The following is a 14,398-nucleotide window of genomic DNA, read 5'->3' as shown; positions in this document are numbered from 1 at the left end:
CCGCATGCGTCCCGTCACACCCGTCCCCGCCCCGTGACAGCTGTGTCCCGACCGTGTGACGCAAGGGCTTGCTGGTCTCCCCCTCTGACCAGGGACGTTGTTAGCGTCCCGGCTCGGGGTGCGGCCGACTGGGCCGCCCGTGCACAGGGGGGACGTCCCAGATGAAGGTCAACCGGCTCAGACCCGTCGTCGGCGCGCTCATGGCCGCCGCCACGCTGACCGCCGTACTCACCGGCTGTGGGAAGGGCGGCTCCGCCGCGAGCGCCGGTACGGCGGCGAGCGCCGGGGCGACCGCGGAGCCCGTCGCCACGGAGGCGCCCACCGGCACGTCCACCGGGACGACGACGACCGGTACCTCCGGCGGTACGTCGACCGGTGCCTCCGCCGGTATCTCCAAGGCCAAGCCCTCCTCCGCGACCACGACCACCCCCGTCACCCCCGCCCCGCCCGCCGGATCCGCCGCCTCCTGCGTCGACGAGCCCCCCACCCCCGACGACTACGACCCCGACGAGTTCGCCCTGTTCCGGATCGAGGAACTCCCCTCTGACACCGGCAAGGTGAACCTGGTGATCCAGCACGGGGCCTGGGGATGCCCGGACAAGGACACCGACGGCGCCCCGTTCGTCGTCTCCGGCGAGGACAGCCGCTGGGCCCTCGACCAGGCCGCGTACGTCACCGCCGTCACGCCGATCACCGACAGCACCGAGAACCGGCGCATCGGCGTGCAGGAGCTGATCGACTGGGTCGACGCGCATCCCGACTCCGGACTGGTGTTCCGGTACGAGACCGGCGACGACGGGGCCGTCCACCGGCTGGAGCAGGTCTTCACGCCGTAGGGCGGGACATCCGCGCCGCCGATGCGACCGTGGAGCGGGCCTCGCGTTCCGTCAGCCCCGTGCGGACCGCGGCCGCGACCAGCGCGTCGGCGAGCGCCTCGCCGACGCCGTTCTCGTAGGCCCGGCAGGCCGCCCAGAACAGCCGGGTGTTGCGCTGGCCCTCGTGCGCGGCCAGGACGAACTGGACCAGCCCGCGGCCGTGCGCGCCGTCCGCCCCGGCCGAGGCCACCCCCTCGGCCCCGGCCGGGGACACCCCCCGCCCCCGCCGCACCCCCGGCGCCAGCAGCCTCAGCAGGGCCCGCGGGCAGGGCGCCGGTACGAGGTGGCCCGTGCCCGGGGCCGTGCCGTACACCCCGTGCGCCGTGCGCGAGCCGGGGCCGACCAGGTATCCCCCGGCGCCCCGGATGTCGATGCCGGGGGCCAGGCGGCCGGCCGAGTTGGGGATCACGACGTCCGGCGGGCCGGTGAGCCAGAGGTGCCGCCCGCCCGAGGGGGTGACGACCACGACCGTCGGCGGGATGACGAACAGATGGCGCAGGCCCAGTTCGCGCAGGGCGCCCGGGGCGTCCGTGCCGGACTTGGTGTCCAGGTCGACGCCGATCAGATGGTGCGGGGGCAGGCCGCACGCGATGCCGTAACCGGTGGCCCAGGGGGCGGCGGCGAACAGCGCGCGGATGCGGGCCGGGTCGGTCGAGGCGTCGTACACCCCGTGGCCGAAGCGTCCGCAGGAGCCGTGGCACGGAGGGTCTTCGGCGCGGTGGGGTGAGCGCAGGGCCGGGAGTTTGGTCCGGGACAGGGGGATGACGGCCAGGCCGCGCTCGGCGGCCGACAGGGCGTGGGCGAGGGCCAGGGTGGCGGCCTGCCGGTCGGTGATGGCCATGCACTCAGTGTCGTACTGGTGTTCGACAAAGGGAAGGGGGAGGATGTCGCGACGCGCCGGGCGGCGGCAGGGCCGACGTGCGGAAGCGGAAATCCGGCGGAACGCTTCGCCCCTTGGGGGGCCTGCGTGGCGGGTGTCCGACTCGTCGGTGGTTGTGGCGTCCAGGGCAGGAAAGGTGCGTCCAGGGGTTTATCGACTTGTCATCACGCTTGCGTGCGAATCAGGTCTTCCGGGGTGGTTCGGCGGTGATCAGGTGGGCAACTCTGGTCTCGCGACGTCGTCACCGCGCCGGGCCGGTCGGCCAACCGACCTGGTGGAAGCCGCAGTTCAGGGCTTCGTACCGCATAGACCGATGGTTCTGGAGGACCAACATGGCAAGCATCCGTACCGCCCGCGTCATCGCCGCCGTCTCCGCCCTTCCGCTGGCCGCCGCGCTCTTCACCGGCGTCGCGGTGGCGGACAACGGCGGTTTCGCGGACGACGGATCGAACGCCGGTGTCGCGAGCATCGTGGGCAGCGGTGTCGGACGCGACAACAACGGCAACGCCTCGACCACCCAGCAGAACGCCGTCGGCTCGGGCGCCGCGAACCAGAGCAATACCGGGCAGGTCAACGGGGCCGCCTACACGGCCCTCAACCAGGGCAACAGCAACACCGCGGTCTCCTTCGCCCCGCTCTTCCGGTGAGCCGGTGAGCCGGCGGGGGCCGGGGGCACCGGCCCCAGTCCCCGCCGGAGCGTGCTCCGTGGGGGTGTGACAGCGACTGCGCGGCGGTGCTTCGGCGCCGCCGCGCCGCCGTGTCCGCGCGACTGCCGCGCCGCCGTGTCCGCGCGGCCGTCGCGCAGGCGCTTTCACGCCACCTCGACGGCCCTCCCGTGACCTTGACACCACTCCGTATCTGACGGACAGTCAGAAACCGCAACCTGCCCGAGCGGTGACTTCCCGGAGGGAGCGGCGACCGTGGACGACGACGGGCTGCACGCACGTCTGAAGGCCTACGAGGGCCGGCCCGCCGCCGTCGCCGGCACCGGTCGGGACCCCGTCAACGCGCCCATGATCCGCCACTGGTGCGAGGCCATGGGCGACGGGAACCCCGCGTACACCGGGCCCGACGCGATCGCCCCGCCCACCATGCTCCAGGCCTGGATCATGGGCGGCCTCGCTGGCCACGGGGGCCGCGCCCCGGCCTACGAGGAGCTGCTCGCCGTACTCGACGAGGCGGGCTGCACGGCGGTCGTGGCCACCGACTGCGAGCAGGAGTACCTCCGGCCGCTGCGCCCCGGCGACGAGGTCGCCTTCGACACGGTGATCGAGTCGGTGTCGGAGCGGAAGACCACCAAGCTGGGCACCGGCCACTTCGTCACGACCCGGACGGACGTCAGGGTCGGCCCCGACCTCGTCGGCACCCACCGCTTCCGCGTCCTCAAGTACGCCCCGGCCCGCCGGAGAGCGGCCCCGTCCGAGCGCCGGCCCCGGCCCGTCGTCAACCGCGACAACGCCGGCTTCTGGGAGGGCGTGCGCGAGCATCGCCTCCTCCTCCAGCGCTGCGCGGCCTGCGCGGCCCTCCGCTTCCCGTGGCTGCCCGGCTGCCAGAGCTGCGGCTGCCCGGAGTGGGACACGGTGGCGGCGTCCGGCGAGGGGACCGTGTTCTCGTACGTCGTCCTGCACCACCCGCCGTTCCCGGCCTTCGAGCCGCCGTACGCGGTCGTCCTGGTCGAACTCGCCGAGGGGGTGCGGATCGTGAGCGGCGTGGTCGGGACGCCGTACGACAAGGTGCGGATCGGGATGCCGGTACGGCTGGAGTTCCGGCGCTACGACGACGAGCTGACGCTGCCCGTGTTCCGGGAGGTGACGGTGTGAACGCCGGTGACGCGCTGCCCCCGCTGGAGATCGGGATCACCCGGACGCTGATCGTCGCCGGGGCGCTCGCCTCGCGCGACTACCAGGACGTGCACCACGACCCCGAGGCCGCCCGCGCGAAGGGCTCCCCGGACATCTTCATGAACATCCTCACCACCAACGGCCTGGTCGGCCGCTATGTCACCGACACCTTCGGACCGCAGGCCCGGATCCACAAGGTCGCGATTCGGCTCGGGGCGCCCAACCACCCGGGGGACACGCTGGTGCTGCGCGGCACGGTGGAGGAGGTCCGCGCGGACGACACGGTCGTGGTGCGGATCACCGGCGACAACGGCGTCGGACGGCATGTCACCGGCACGGTGACCTGCGCGGTGCCGGGCGCGGCGGGCGCGGGGCACGGCATCGGAAGCGTGACGGTCACCCTCCGGGAGGACGACCCGCGATGAGCGTACGCGCGCGTGACGGGCTGGGCGGCCGGGCCGCCGTCGTCGGCATCGGGGCCACCGAGTTCTCCAAGGACTCGGGGCGCAGCGAACTCCGGCTGGCGGCGGAGGCGGTGCGGGCGGCGCTCGACGACGCGGGGCTGACGGCGGCCGACGTGGACGGTCTGGTGACGTTCACGATGGACACCAGTCCGGAGATCACCGTGGCGCAGGCCTGCGGGATGGGCGAGCTGTCGTTCTTCTCCCGGGTGCACTACGGCGGCGGGGCGGCCTGTGCGACCGTCCAGCAGGCGGCGCTCGCGATCGCGGCGGGCGTGGCCGAGGTGGTGGTCTGCTACCGCGCCTTCAACGAGCGCTCGGGCCGGCGCTTCGGCTCGGGCGTACGGCACCGGGAGCCCACGGCGGAGGGGACGGCGCTGGGCTGGGTGATGCCGTTCGGGCTGCTCACCCCGGCCTCCTGGGTGGCGATGGCGGCCCAGCGGTATCTGCACACCTACGGGCTGAGCGCGGAGGAGGCCTTCGGGCCGGTCGCCGTCACGGCCCGCCGGCACGCGGCGGCGAATCCGGCGGCGTACTTCCACGGCCGCCCGATCACCCTCGCCGAGCACGCCGCCTCCCGCTGGATCGCCGAGCCGCTCCGGCTGCTGGACTGCTGCCAGGAGACGGACGGCGGGCAGGCCCTGGTCGTCACCTCGCTGGAGCGGGCCCGTGACCTGCCGCGGCCGCCCGCCGTGATCGCGGCGGCCGCGCAGGGCGCCGGACGGGCCCAGGAACAGATGACCAGCTTCTACCGCGACGACCTGACCGGCCTGCCGGAGATGGCCGTGGTGGCCCGTCAGCTCTGGCGCACCTCGGGGCTCGCGCCCGCCGACGTCGACGTGGCCGTCGTCTACGACCACTTCACCCCGTTCGTGCTGATGCAGCTGGAGGAGTTCGGCTTCTGCGCGCCGGGCGAGGCGGCCGCCTTCGTCGCGGAGGACCGTCTGCCGCTCAACACCCATGGGGGCCAGCTCGGGGAGGCGTACCTCCACGGGATGAACGGGGTGGCGGAAGCGGTACGGCAGCTGCGCGGGACCTCCGTCAACCAGGTGCCGGGCGCGGTCCGGACCCTGGTGACGGCCGGGACGGGAGTGCCCACGTCCGGCCTGGTCCTGACGGCCGACGGCTGAACCCGGGCGGTACGTCTCAGGGGTCGACCCGTAGTACTCGGCGTGATCCGCTCCACCTACAGGAGGTGGAGCGGGCACCACCCCTACAACCTGAGGCGGACCCGTCTTCGGCACCTGCGGGCGATCCGGACCACACGGTCTCACTCCTAGCGTGGAGCCATGACCACACCCGTCTGCACCAGCGCCTCCCACGGCCAGAGGCGGCCGTCTCCGTACCCGTCCTTCGCGTCGTACGTCAGAGCCCGCCAGCCGGTGCTGCTGCGCACCGCCCGGTCGCTCACGGCCAACCCGAACGACGCCGAGGACCTGCTCCAGACCGCGCTCGCCAAGACGTATGTCGCGTGGGAGCGGATCGAGGACCACCGGGCGATCGACGGCTATGTCCGCCGCGCCCTGCTGAACACCCGTACCTCGCAGTGGCGCAAGCGCAAGGTCGACGAGTACGTCTGTGACGAGCTGCCCGAGCCGGAGCCCACGGCCGGCGAGGAGGACCAGGCCGAGCGGCAGGCGCTGCACGACGCGATGTGGCGGGCGATCATGAAGCTGCCGGACCGGCAGCGGGCGATGGTCGTGCTGAGGTACTACGAGGACCTCAGCGAGGTCCAGACGGCCGAGGTCCTCGGGGTCTCGGTGGGCACGGTGAAATCAGCGGTGTCCCGGGCGCTCGGCAAGCTCCGCGAGGACCCTGAGCTGGTGTTTGTCCGGTAGCGTGCCGACGTGGTGATTTTACCGGGGCTTTAAGTGAGGTGATCGATCATCGCTACCTAGTGACATACCGCGCGGTATGTGCGCAGAATCAGCGCAACCGTTACCACCGCGTAGGCAATGTCGCCGCCCTGGGAGGACGCCGTGCTGAGCACCATGCAGGACGTACCGCTGCTGATCTCGAGGATCCTGACCCACGGGGCGACGATCCACGGATCATCACGGGTGACCACCTGGACGGGCGAGGGTGCCCCGCAGCGCCGCACCTTCGCCGAGATCGGTGCCCGCTCCGCCCAGCTGGCCCACGCCCTGCGCGAGGACCTCGGCGTCGAGGGCGACGACCGGGTCGCGACCCTCATGTGGAACAACGGCGAGCACGTCGAGGCGTACTTCGCGATCCCCTCCATGGGCGCGGTCCTGCACACCCTCAATCTGCGCCTCCCGGCTGAGCAGCTCGCCTGGATCGTCAACCACGCGGCCGACAAGGTCGTCATCGCCAACGGCTCGCTGCTCCCCCTGCTGGCCCCGCTGCTCCCGCACCTGCCGACGGTCGAGCACATCGTCGTCTCCGGTCCCGGCGACCGCTCCCTCCTCGCGGGCGCCCACGCCCGGGTCCACGAGTACGAGGACCTCATCGCCGAGAAGCCCACCGCGTACGACTGGCCCGAGCTGGACGAGCGCACCGCCGCCTCCATGTGCTACACCTCCGGCACCACCGGCGACCCCAAGGGCGTGGTCTACAGCCACCGTTCGATCTACCTGCACTCCATGCAGGTCAACATGGCCGAGTCGATGGGCCTGACCGACCAGGACACCTCGCTCGTCGTGGTCCCCCAGTTCCACGTCAACGCCTGGGGCCTGCCGCACGCCACGTTCATGACCGGCGTCAACATGCTGATGCCGGACCGCTTCCTGCAGCCCGGCCCGCTCGCCGAGATGATCGAGAGCGAGAAGCCGACCCACGCCGCCGCCGTCCCCACCATCTGGCAGGGCCTGCTGGCCGAGCTCACCGTCAAGCCGCGGGACGTCACCTCCCTCACCCAGGTGACCATCGGCGGCTCGGCCTGTCCGCCCGCCCTGATGTCGGCCTTCGACGACCTCGGCATGCGCGTCTGCCACGCCTGGGGCATGACGGAGACCTCCCCGCTGGGCACCATCGCCCGCCCGCCGGCCCATGTCGTCGGCCTGCCCGAGGAGTTCGCCTACCGCCTCACCCAGGGCCGCTTCCCGGCCGGCGTCGAGGCCCGCCTCAGCGGCCCCGGCGGCGAGCGCCTGCCCTGGGACGGCGAGTCCGCCGGCGAGCTGGAGGTGCGCGGCCCCTGGATCGCGGGCGCCTACTACAACGGCCCCGGCGGCGAGGCCCTGCGCCCCGCTGACAAGTTCAGCGAGGACGGCTGGCTGAAGACGGGTGACGTCGGCACCATCAGCCCCGACGGCTTCCTCACCCTCACCGACCGCGCCAAGGACGTCATCAAGTCCGGCGGCGAGTGGATCTCCTCGGTGGAGCTGGAGAACGCCCTGATGGCCCACCCGGCCGTCGCCGAGGCGGCCGTCGTCGCCGTCCCCGACGACCGCTGGGGCGAGCGCCCGCTGGCCACCGTCGTCCTCAAGGAGGGTGCCGGGGCCGACTTCGAGACCCTGCGCGCCTTCCTCGCCGAGGAGGGGAAGATCGCCAAGTGGCAGCTTCCGGAGCGCTGGACGATCGTCGAGGCGGTCCCGAAGACGAGCGTGGGCAAGTTCGACAAGAAGGTGCTGCGGCGCCAGTACGCCGAGGGCGCGCTGGACGTCACACAGCTCTGAGCGCGGCTCCGCCGGCGGCTCCCAGGGCGGCTCCGAGTGCGCCTCTGAGTACGGTGGAGGCGCACGCCGGGCAGGTCACCTCGCGGCACCTGCCCGGCGTGCGCCCTGTCGGCCACGGTGCCGTCACCGTCGTACCGCCGTCGTGCTCCACCCCAGCGTCAGCCACACCCCCGCCACCGTGACCACGCCGCCCCAGCCGAAGTGGGTGAAGGCGAGGCCCGCCAGGGCCGAGGCGGTGGCGCCGCCCGCGAAGCCCGCGACGACATAGGCGCTGTTGGCGGTGGCCGGGGCCGAGGTGGTGGTCAGGGCGAGGGTCTGGTTGGCGACATGGGAGGCCACCAGGGCCGCGTGGATCGCGACGGCGGCCACGAAGAGCGCCGGGAGCAGCCGTCCGCCCAGCCAGAAGAGCGGGACGGAGACGGCGGCCAGGGCATAGGCGGTGCGGACGACCTTGGCGGCGCCGAAGCGGTCGACCAGACCGCCCGCCAGCGGCGCCACCACGCTCGCCGCCAGCCCGAAGAGCCCGAACAGACCCGCCGTGGCCGTCGACAGCCCGTACGGCTCACCCGTCAGCAGCAGGGCCAGCGAGGTCCACAGGGCGCTCCACGCGCCGTACATGCCGGCCTGCCGTACGCAGGCCCGCCACAGGTCGGGGGAGCGGCGGACCAGAGCGGGCATGGTGCGCAGGCCGGTGAGCAGACCGCCCTCGCGGGGACGGCGGCGTTCGGCCGGCAGGGCGGCGGCGGTCAGCAGGCCGAGGGCGGCGGTGAGTCCGGCCGCGCCCAGGAACACCGCCCGCCAGCCGAAGGCCTGACCAGCGAGTCCGCCGAGGACCCGGGCCGCGACGATCCCGGTGAACAGGCCCGCGATGACGGCCGCGACATGCCGTGCGCGGTGGTGGGCGGGGGCGCGTTCGGCGACCAGGGGCACCAGGAGCTGCGGGACGACCGTCGCGGCGGAGGCGACCAGGACGGCGGCGGCGAGCGCGGTCGTGCCGCCCGCGGCGGCGCCGGCGGTCAGCGCGGCCGTGGTGACCAGGGAGAGGACGGCGACCAGGCGGCGCCGGTTCACGCGGTCGCCGAGCGGGGCGAAGAAGAGCAGGCCTGCCGCGTAGCCGAACTGCGCGACGGAGGCGATCCAGGCCACGGCGGACGGTGTGGAGCCGAAGTCGTGGGCGATGAGGGGGAGCAGCGGGGCCGCGACATAGATGTTGGCGGCGGTGACGGCCGTGCAGAGTGCGATGAGGGCGAGGAGGAGGTCCCCCCGGCGGCGCGGGGCGGCGGGCCGCCGGACGCGCTGCGGGACGGTGACTGCGGACGGCATGGCTGAGGCGCTCCTTGGAGAGGAGATAACCAACCAGTTGGTTGGATCGTGGGGTGCAACAGTCTGGGGTGGTGCGGGATTCCCCGTCAACCAACTAGTTGGTTACTGCCGGTCCGCCGCTACCATGCCCCCATGGCAACCACCCGCGACCCCGAGGCCACCAAGGGCCGGATCTTCGACGCCGCCGTCGCCGAGTTCGCCCGCTACGGCGTCGCCGGCGCCCGCATCGACCGCATCGCCGCCGCGGCCAAGGCGAACAAGCAGCTCATCTACGCCTACTTCGGCAACAAGGCCGAGCTGTTCACCCGGGTCCTGGAGAAGGCCATGCTCGACCTCGCGATCGCCGTCCCGGTCGACGCGGACGACATCGAGGGCTGGATCGACCGCATCATGGACTACCACGTCGCCCACCCCGAGGTGCTGCGCCTGCTCTTCTGGGAGGGACTCGAGTACGGCACCACCGAGCTGCCCGACGAGGCCGAGCGCCGCGAGCACTACCGCGACAAGATCGCCGCCATCCGGGAGGGCCAGGAGCGCGGAGTCGTCAGCGACGCGATCCCGGCCCGTGATCTGCTCTTCCTGCTCATCGCCCTGGCCAACTGGACCGCCGTCGTCCCCCAGATGAGCCGCATCGTGGTCGGCGCCGACCCGGACGACCGCGAACGCCTGCGCGCCTCGGTACGGGAGGCGGCCCGCAGGCTGGTGGCTCGGCCGTAGGGCGTCGGGCGGGGTGGGGGCGTGGCTGTGGACTCTCTGCTGGGGTGAGGGCGGGCGCGGCCGTGGACTGTCCGGCGGCGGGGTGGTGTGCGGTCGTGGACTGTCGGGTGGGGTGTCTACGGTCAGGACCGCTCGGCAATCCAGGCCCCGGGTCTTGTCCGCCTGGGCCGGGCCCCCGTCCGGCTTTGCCCGGTGCCGGGCGGCACCGGGCAGCAGGACGGCCGGGGCAGAGGCCCTTGCGGCAGCCGGGGCAGAGGCCGTTGCGGTGGCTGGCGCGGTGGCCGTTGCCGGGGCTGATGCGGACGGCGGGGCCCGGGAGGGCTCCTAGTTGGTGCCGATGCGGGCCAGCAGGTCCACGATCCTGATCTGGACCTCGGGACTCGTCGAGCGCTCCGCCAGGAACAGCACCGTCTCCCCCGACGCCAGCCGGGGCCGGTCCGCCTGGTCCACGGCTGCGGTGTAGACGACCAGCGGGGTGCGGTTGAGCTGGCCGTTCACCCGCAGCCAGTCGATGATCCCGGCGGATCCGGCCTGCCGGGGGTGCACCTGCATCAGGTCCATCACCACCAGGTTCGGCCGCAGCTGCCCGGCGAGCGTCACGGCATCCGCGTCACTGGCCGCCCGCGCCACCTGCATCCCGCGCCGCTCCAGCGTCGCTGTCAGGGCCAGCGCGATCTCCGCGTGCTCCTCGATGAGCAGCACGCGCGGCGGGTGCTGCTCACTGTCCCGGGGCGCCAGCGCCTTCAGCAGTACGGCGGGATCGGCGCCGTACGCCGCCTCCCGCGTCGCCTGCCCGAGACCGGCCGTGACCAGCACCGGGACCTCCGCTGCCACCGCCGCCTGGCGCAGCGACTGCAACGCGGTACGGGTGATCGGCCCGGTCAGCGGGTCCACGAACAGCGCCGCCGGGAACGCGGCGATCTGCGCGTCGACCTCCTCGCGCGAGTGCACGATGACCGGCCGGTAGCCGCGGTCGCTGAGCGCCTGCTGCGTGGAGACGTCCGGCGCGGGCCACACCAGCAGCCGGCGCGGGTTGTCCAGCGGCTCCGGCGGCAGCTCGTCGTCCATCGGCATCGGCCGCGGCGGATCCGCCACCTCGACGGCCCCACCGGGACCGTCCAGCGGCTCGGGGCCCTCGGCGGCGTTCTCGTCCGGTGCCCCTATGGCGTACGACCGTCCGGCCCCGTCGGTCGCCCCGGGAACGAGCCGTGACTGACCGGCCAGGGAGGGCTGGGGCAGCGGCTGCCCCGCGAGCGAGGGGTGCGCGGGCAGGGGGGCCTGGCCGGCGACGGGCTGCTCGGCCGGCGGATGCGGACGCGCCGTCTGCTCCGGGCGGGACGCCGGGTCCGGCGGGGTGCCCAGCTTGCGGCGACGCCCGGAACCGCCCGGCGCGTGCGGGGCGGGGGTGGCCGTGGCCTGCGCGGCGGGCTGCGCCTGCTGGACCTGGGCGGCCTGCCGGGTGAAGGGGACACCCTGCCCCAGCGTCCGCACACTGATCGCCCGGCCCTGCGTGGAGTTCGGGTCCATCGGCAGCGCCGCCGCCTCGGCGGGCAGCGGCTGCGCCACGGGGGCGGCCGGGGGCACCGGGGCCTCGGGCGGGAGGGGCGTGCCCGTGCTGGGGGTGGCGGTCGGCGGGGCGGGGGTCTGGGCGGGGACCGGTCCGCCGGGTACGCCGGGTACGGCGGGAGTCCTCTGGGCGGCACCGGGCGCGGACTCGGCCGGGAGCGGCCTGCCCTGCGCCGGGGCCGTGGCCGCCTGGGGCGGCACGGCCGGACCGGGGACGGGCTGAGGCAGGGCCGGCTGACCGGGCAGCGCCTGGGCGGGGAGGGGCTGGCCGGCAGGGGGGACCGGCATGCCGGCGGCGGGCACCGGCTGGCCGACGGCCTCCGGACCCAGTGCCTGCGCCTGCGCAGGCGCCATGGCCTGGTTCGGGACGCCTCCGGGCGCCACCGTGCCCATGGGCGCGACGGGGACGGCACCCAGCTCCGCGGGCTGGCCCACCGCGCGCCGTCGGCGGCCGGTGGGCGCGTTCGTGGGGTGCGGCTGGGGCGGGGTGTGGTCGTCGGTCTGGTCCTGAGCCGCGGCGTCATGGCGGCCGTGGTCGATGAGCGCGTCCTCGGACGAGCCCTGGGCCGGAATCTGGGCCACCGGAGCCTGACCGGGCACGGGAACCGGTACAGGGACCGGGACCGCGGCCGGAACCTGCCCGGCGCCCTGCATCTGCCCAAGCACCTGACCGGGCACCTGACCGGGCATCTGGCCGGGCCCGCCCGGACCGTCGGCCGTTCGGTCCGCCTCGGCGGGCGGCAGGGCGAACACCGTGCGCGGCCCCGCCTCCTGCGCGGCGGCACGCTCGGACGCGGCGGCGAGGGCACGCCTCCGACGCCCGGTCGGCTCGCCGTCCTCGCCGGACCCGGCAGGCACGGCAGGCACCGCGGACCCGGCAGGCACGGGAGCACCGGCGACCGCGGGCAGGGCGGGGGGCAGGGCGTTCTGCGGTCCTTCGTCGGCGGCCAGGGCCCGGCGTCCGCCGGGCGGCGCGGGGACACCCTGCGGCGGAACGGTGCCGCCCAGTCCCGTACCCGCCGCGGCCGTACCGGCCGCGCTCTCGGCGGCGGTCACGACCGCGCCCTCGGCCACGCCCGCACCGGCCGGCTCGACCACCGCGCCGTTCTCGGCGCGACGGCCGCGGCGTCGCCCGGAACCGCCGGGGGCCTCCTCGGCCCCCTCCGGCAGCTCGCCGGGCGTCTCGTCGGCGGCCGGGCCACGCCGGCGCCGGCGTCCGGTGGGCGGCGCGCTCTCCGCCTCGGCGCCCTCGGCCGCACCCGGAACCTCGCCCTCCAGGAAGGCGTCCACGGAGGACCGGCGGGCCCGGCGGCGGCCGGGAGCCTGCTCGGCGGGCGGCTCGCCCTCGCCCGGGGCGCTCTGCGCCGGGGGCAGGGCGGCGGGCAGCGCGGCGGGCGCCGGAGGGGCGACCGCGCCCGCTCCACCCCCGAGGGGGACCTCGAGGACGTACGCACTGCCGCTCATGCCCGGCACCTCGTGCGTCTGGAGCACGCCCCCGTGGGCGCGCACGATCCCGCGCACGATCGGCTCGTGCACCGGGTCGCCCCCGCTGTACGGTCCGCGCACCTCGATCCGTACGACCTCGCCCCGCTGGGCGGCCGCGACGACGACCGTGTTGTCCATGTAACCGCCCGCCGAGACGGGCGCGTTGCCGGTGGCGTCGACCCCCGCGACATCGGCGACGAGATGCGCGAGCGCGGTCGCGAGCAGCCGTGCGTCGACCTCGGCCTCGATGGGCGGCGCGTGCACGGCGAACTGCACCCGGCCGGGCCCGATGAGCTCGACGGCCCCGTCGACGCCCGCGGCGACCACGGCGTCGAGCATCACGTTCGTACGGACGATCTCCGCGCCGCCCGCGTCGAGCTGCTGGTAGCCGAGGACGTTGTCGATGAGGGTGGTGATCCTCGAATAGCCCGCCGACAGGTGATGGAGCACCTGGTTGGCCTCGGGCCACAGCTGACCGGCGTCGTCCGCGGCGAGCGCGGCCAGCTCGCGGCGCAGCTCGTCGAGGGGGCCGCGCAGGGAGGTCGCGAGGAGGGTGAGCAGCTGGTCGTACCGCCCGGCGAGGGCGTCGTAGCGGTCCTTCTCCCGCTCGCCGAGGGCCGCGTAGCGCTCCTCGGCGGCGGCGACCTCCTCCGTGTGCTCCTCGCGCAGCTCCTCCAGCTCGGTGACGTGCTGCTGGCGGAGCGCGGTGAGGTCGGAGGCGTGCTCCTCGGAGAGCCGCTCCAGCTCGTCCTCGTGCCGCTTCTCGACGCCCTCCTTCTCCGCGACGAGATCGTCGTACGAGCGCCGGTCGGTGAACGTCATCACGGCGCCGACGAGCTGGTCCCCGTCGCGCACGGGTGCGGTGGTCAGGTCGACCGAGACCTTCTCCCCGCCCTTGGACCACAGCACCTGCCCGCGCACCCGGTGCTTGCGCCCGGAGCGCAGGGTGTCGGCGAGCGGCGACTCGTCGTACGGGAAGGGCGAGCCGTCGGCGCGCGAGTGCACGATGAGGGTGTGCAGCTCCTTGCCGCCGAGATCGCTGGCCCGGTAGCCGAGGATCTGCGCGGCGGCCGGGTTGACGAGCACGATCCGCCCGTCGGTGTCGGTCCCCACGACACCTTCGGAGGCGGCCCGCAGGATCATCTCGGTCTGCCGCTGCGACCGGGCCAGCTCGGCCTCGGTGTCCACGGTGCCGGTCAGATCCCGTACGACGAGCATCAGCAGCTCGTCGCCGCTGTAGCCGTAGCCGTCGTAGGCCTGCTGGCCGTTCTCCAGATTGGCGCTGGTGACCTCGACGGGGAACTCCGAGCCGTCGGTCCGCCGGGCGACCATCCGGGTCGGCTTGGTCCGCCCGCGCGGGTCCATGTGGTCGGGCCGCCGCATGGAACCGGGGATGAGCTTGGAGTCGAACTGCGGAAGCAGATCGAGCAGCCCCCGCCCCACCAGAGCCGTACCGGGCGTCTCGAAGGCCTCGAGCGCGATGGTGTTCGCGTTGACGACGGTCCCGTTGGCGTTGACCAGCAACAACGCATCGGGCAGCGCGTCGAGTATGGCTGCGAGGCGAGCAGCGCCTCGGGATGGCCTGCTGCTCACGAGTCGCTTCCTCCCTGTTACC

At 74.2% G+C, this 14,398-nt stretch carries 11 protein-coding genes; 8 read left to right on the top strand and 3 right to left on the bottom strand.

Annotated features, from left to right (window positions below):
* The first annotated feature begins 161 nt into the window (after positions 1–161).
* Complete coding sequence (locus ACYQ8Q_RS23005; protein ID WP_460067549.1) at positions 162–836, top strand: hypothetical protein; 675 nt, start codon at positions 162–164, stop codon at positions 834–836.
* On the opposite strand, the gene ACYQ8Q_RS23000 is transcribed toward ACYQ8Q_RS23005, so the two are convergent.
* Entirely contained in the window at positions 826–1,716 is an 891-nt protein-coding gene (locus ACYQ8Q_RS23000; RefSeq protein ID WP_460067547.1) for a bifunctional DNA primase/polymerase, read from the bottom strand. The two genes, ACYQ8Q_RS23005 and ACYQ8Q_RS23000, sit on opposite strands and share 11 nt — an antisense overlap.
* A gap of 371 nt (positions 1,717–2,087) precedes the next feature.
* On the opposite strand from ACYQ8Q_RS23000, the gene ACYQ8Q_RS22995 reads away from it, so the two are divergent.
* From ACYQ8Q_RS22995 to ACYQ8Q_RS22970, 6 genes are all read left to right on the top strand, one after another.
* A complete protein-coding gene (locus ACYQ8Q_RS22995) occupies positions 2,088–2,402 on the top strand; it encodes a hypothetical protein (protein WP_067255529.1) in 315 nt (104 codons plus the stop codon).
* A 273-nt stretch (positions 2,403–2,675) separates the two neighbouring features.
* Positions 2,676–3,575: a bifunctional MaoC family dehydratase N-terminal/OB-fold nucleic acid binding domain-containing protein gene (locus tag ACYQ8Q_RS22990; protein ID WP_460067545.1), complete on the top strand. Its 900-nt coding sequence runs from the start codon at positions 2,676–2,678 to the stop codon at positions 3,573–3,575.
* Positions 3,572–4,021, top strand: a complete 450-nt coding sequence (locus ACYQ8Q_RS22985; protein WP_460067544.1) for a MaoC family dehydratase — start codon at positions 3,572–3,574, stop codon at positions 4,019–4,021. The genes ACYQ8Q_RS22990 and ACYQ8Q_RS22985 overlap by 4 nt, the downstream gene beginning before the upstream one ends.
* Positions 4,018–5,187, top strand: coding sequence for a lipid-transfer protein (locus ACYQ8Q_RS22980; protein ID WP_460067541.1), 1,170 nt, complete (start codon positions 4,018–4,020; stop codon positions 5,185–5,187). The genes ACYQ8Q_RS22985 and ACYQ8Q_RS22980 overlap by 4 nt, the downstream gene beginning before the upstream one ends.
* A 159-nt stretch (positions 5,188–5,346) precedes the next feature.
* Positions 5,347–5,895: a SigE family RNA polymerase sigma factor gene (locus ACYQ8Q_RS22975; protein ID WP_460067539.1), complete on the top strand. Its 549-nt coding sequence runs from the start codon at positions 5,347–5,349 to the stop codon at positions 5,893–5,895.
* Positions 5,896–6,012: 117 nt separating this feature from the next.
* The gene (locus tag ACYQ8Q_RS22970; protein ID WP_460067537.1) at positions 6,013–7,692 is read left to right on the top strand and encodes a long-chain fatty acid--CoA ligase; all 1,680 of its coding nucleotides are present in this window, start codon (positions 6,013–6,015) and stop codon (positions 7,690–7,692) included.
* 123 nt (positions 7,693–7,815) lie between these two features.
* On the opposite strand, the gene ACYQ8Q_RS22965 is transcribed toward ACYQ8Q_RS22970, so the two are convergent.
* Positions 7,816–9,015: an MFS transporter gene (locus tag ACYQ8Q_RS22965; RefSeq protein ID WP_460067535.1), complete on the bottom strand. Its 1,200-nt coding sequence runs from the start codon at positions 9,013–9,015 to the stop codon at positions 7,816–7,818.
* A gap of 132 nt (positions 9,016–9,147) precedes the next feature.
* On the opposite strand from ACYQ8Q_RS22965, the gene ACYQ8Q_RS22960 reads away from it, so the two are divergent.
* Positions 9,148–9,732: a TetR family transcriptional regulator gene (locus ACYQ8Q_RS22960; RefSeq protein WP_460067534.1), complete on the top strand. Its 585-nt coding sequence runs from the start codon at positions 9,148–9,150 to the stop codon at positions 9,730–9,732.
* A gap of 324 nt (positions 9,733–10,056) precedes the next feature.
* Here ACYQ8Q_RS22960 and ACYQ8Q_RS22955 read toward each other — a convergent pair whose 3' ends face one another.
* Positions 10,057–14,376, bottom strand: coding sequence for a hybrid sensor histidine kinase/response regulator (locus ACYQ8Q_RS22955; RefSeq protein WP_460067532.1), 4,320 nt, complete (start codon positions 14,374–14,376; stop codon positions 10,057–10,059).
* Positions 14,377–14,398 lie beyond the last annotated feature (22 nt).

It is taken from the genome of Streptomyces sp. YKOK-I1, from assembly GCF_054660435.1.
The sequence above is the reverse complement of the archived record's forward strand: the minus strand, read 5'-3'. Positions and strand labels throughout refer to the sequence as shown.

What these genes read in the sequence shown, in the direction of transcription:
- ACYQ8Q_RS23005 (WP_460067549.1), top strand. Translation starts at nt 162, where the DNA reads ATGAAGGTCAACCGGCTCAGACCCGTCGTCGGCGCGCTCATGGCCGCC.
- ACYQ8Q_RS23000 (WP_460067547.1), bottom strand. Translation starts at nt 1,716, where the DNA reads ATGGCCATCACCGACCGGCAGGCCGCCACCCTGGCCCTCGCCCACGCC.
- ACYQ8Q_RS22995 (WP_067255529.1), top strand. Translation starts at nt 2,088, where the DNA reads ATGGCAAGCATCCGTACCGCCCGCGTCATCGCCGCCGTCTCCGCCCTT.
- ACYQ8Q_RS22980 (WP_460067541.1), top strand. Translation starts at nt 4,018, where the DNA reads ATGAGCGTACGCGCGCGTGACGGGCTGGGCGGCCGGGCCGCCGTCGTC.
- ACYQ8Q_RS22975 (WP_460067539.1), top strand. Translation starts at nt 5,347, where the DNA reads ATGACCACACCCGTCTGCACCAGCGCCTCCCACGGCCAGAGGCGGCCG.
- ACYQ8Q_RS22970 (WP_460067537.1), top strand. Translation starts at nt 6,013, where the DNA reads ATGTCGCCGCCCTGGGAGGACGCCGTGCTGAGCACCATGCAGGACGTA.
- ACYQ8Q_RS22965 (WP_460067535.1), bottom strand. Translation starts at nt 9,015, where the DNA reads ATGCCGTCCGCAGTCACCGTCCCGCAGCGCGTCCGGCGGCCCGCCGCC.
- ACYQ8Q_RS22960 (WP_460067534.1), top strand. Translation starts at nt 9,148, where the DNA reads ATGGCAACCACCCGCGACCCCGAGGCCACCAAGGGCCGGATCTTCGAC.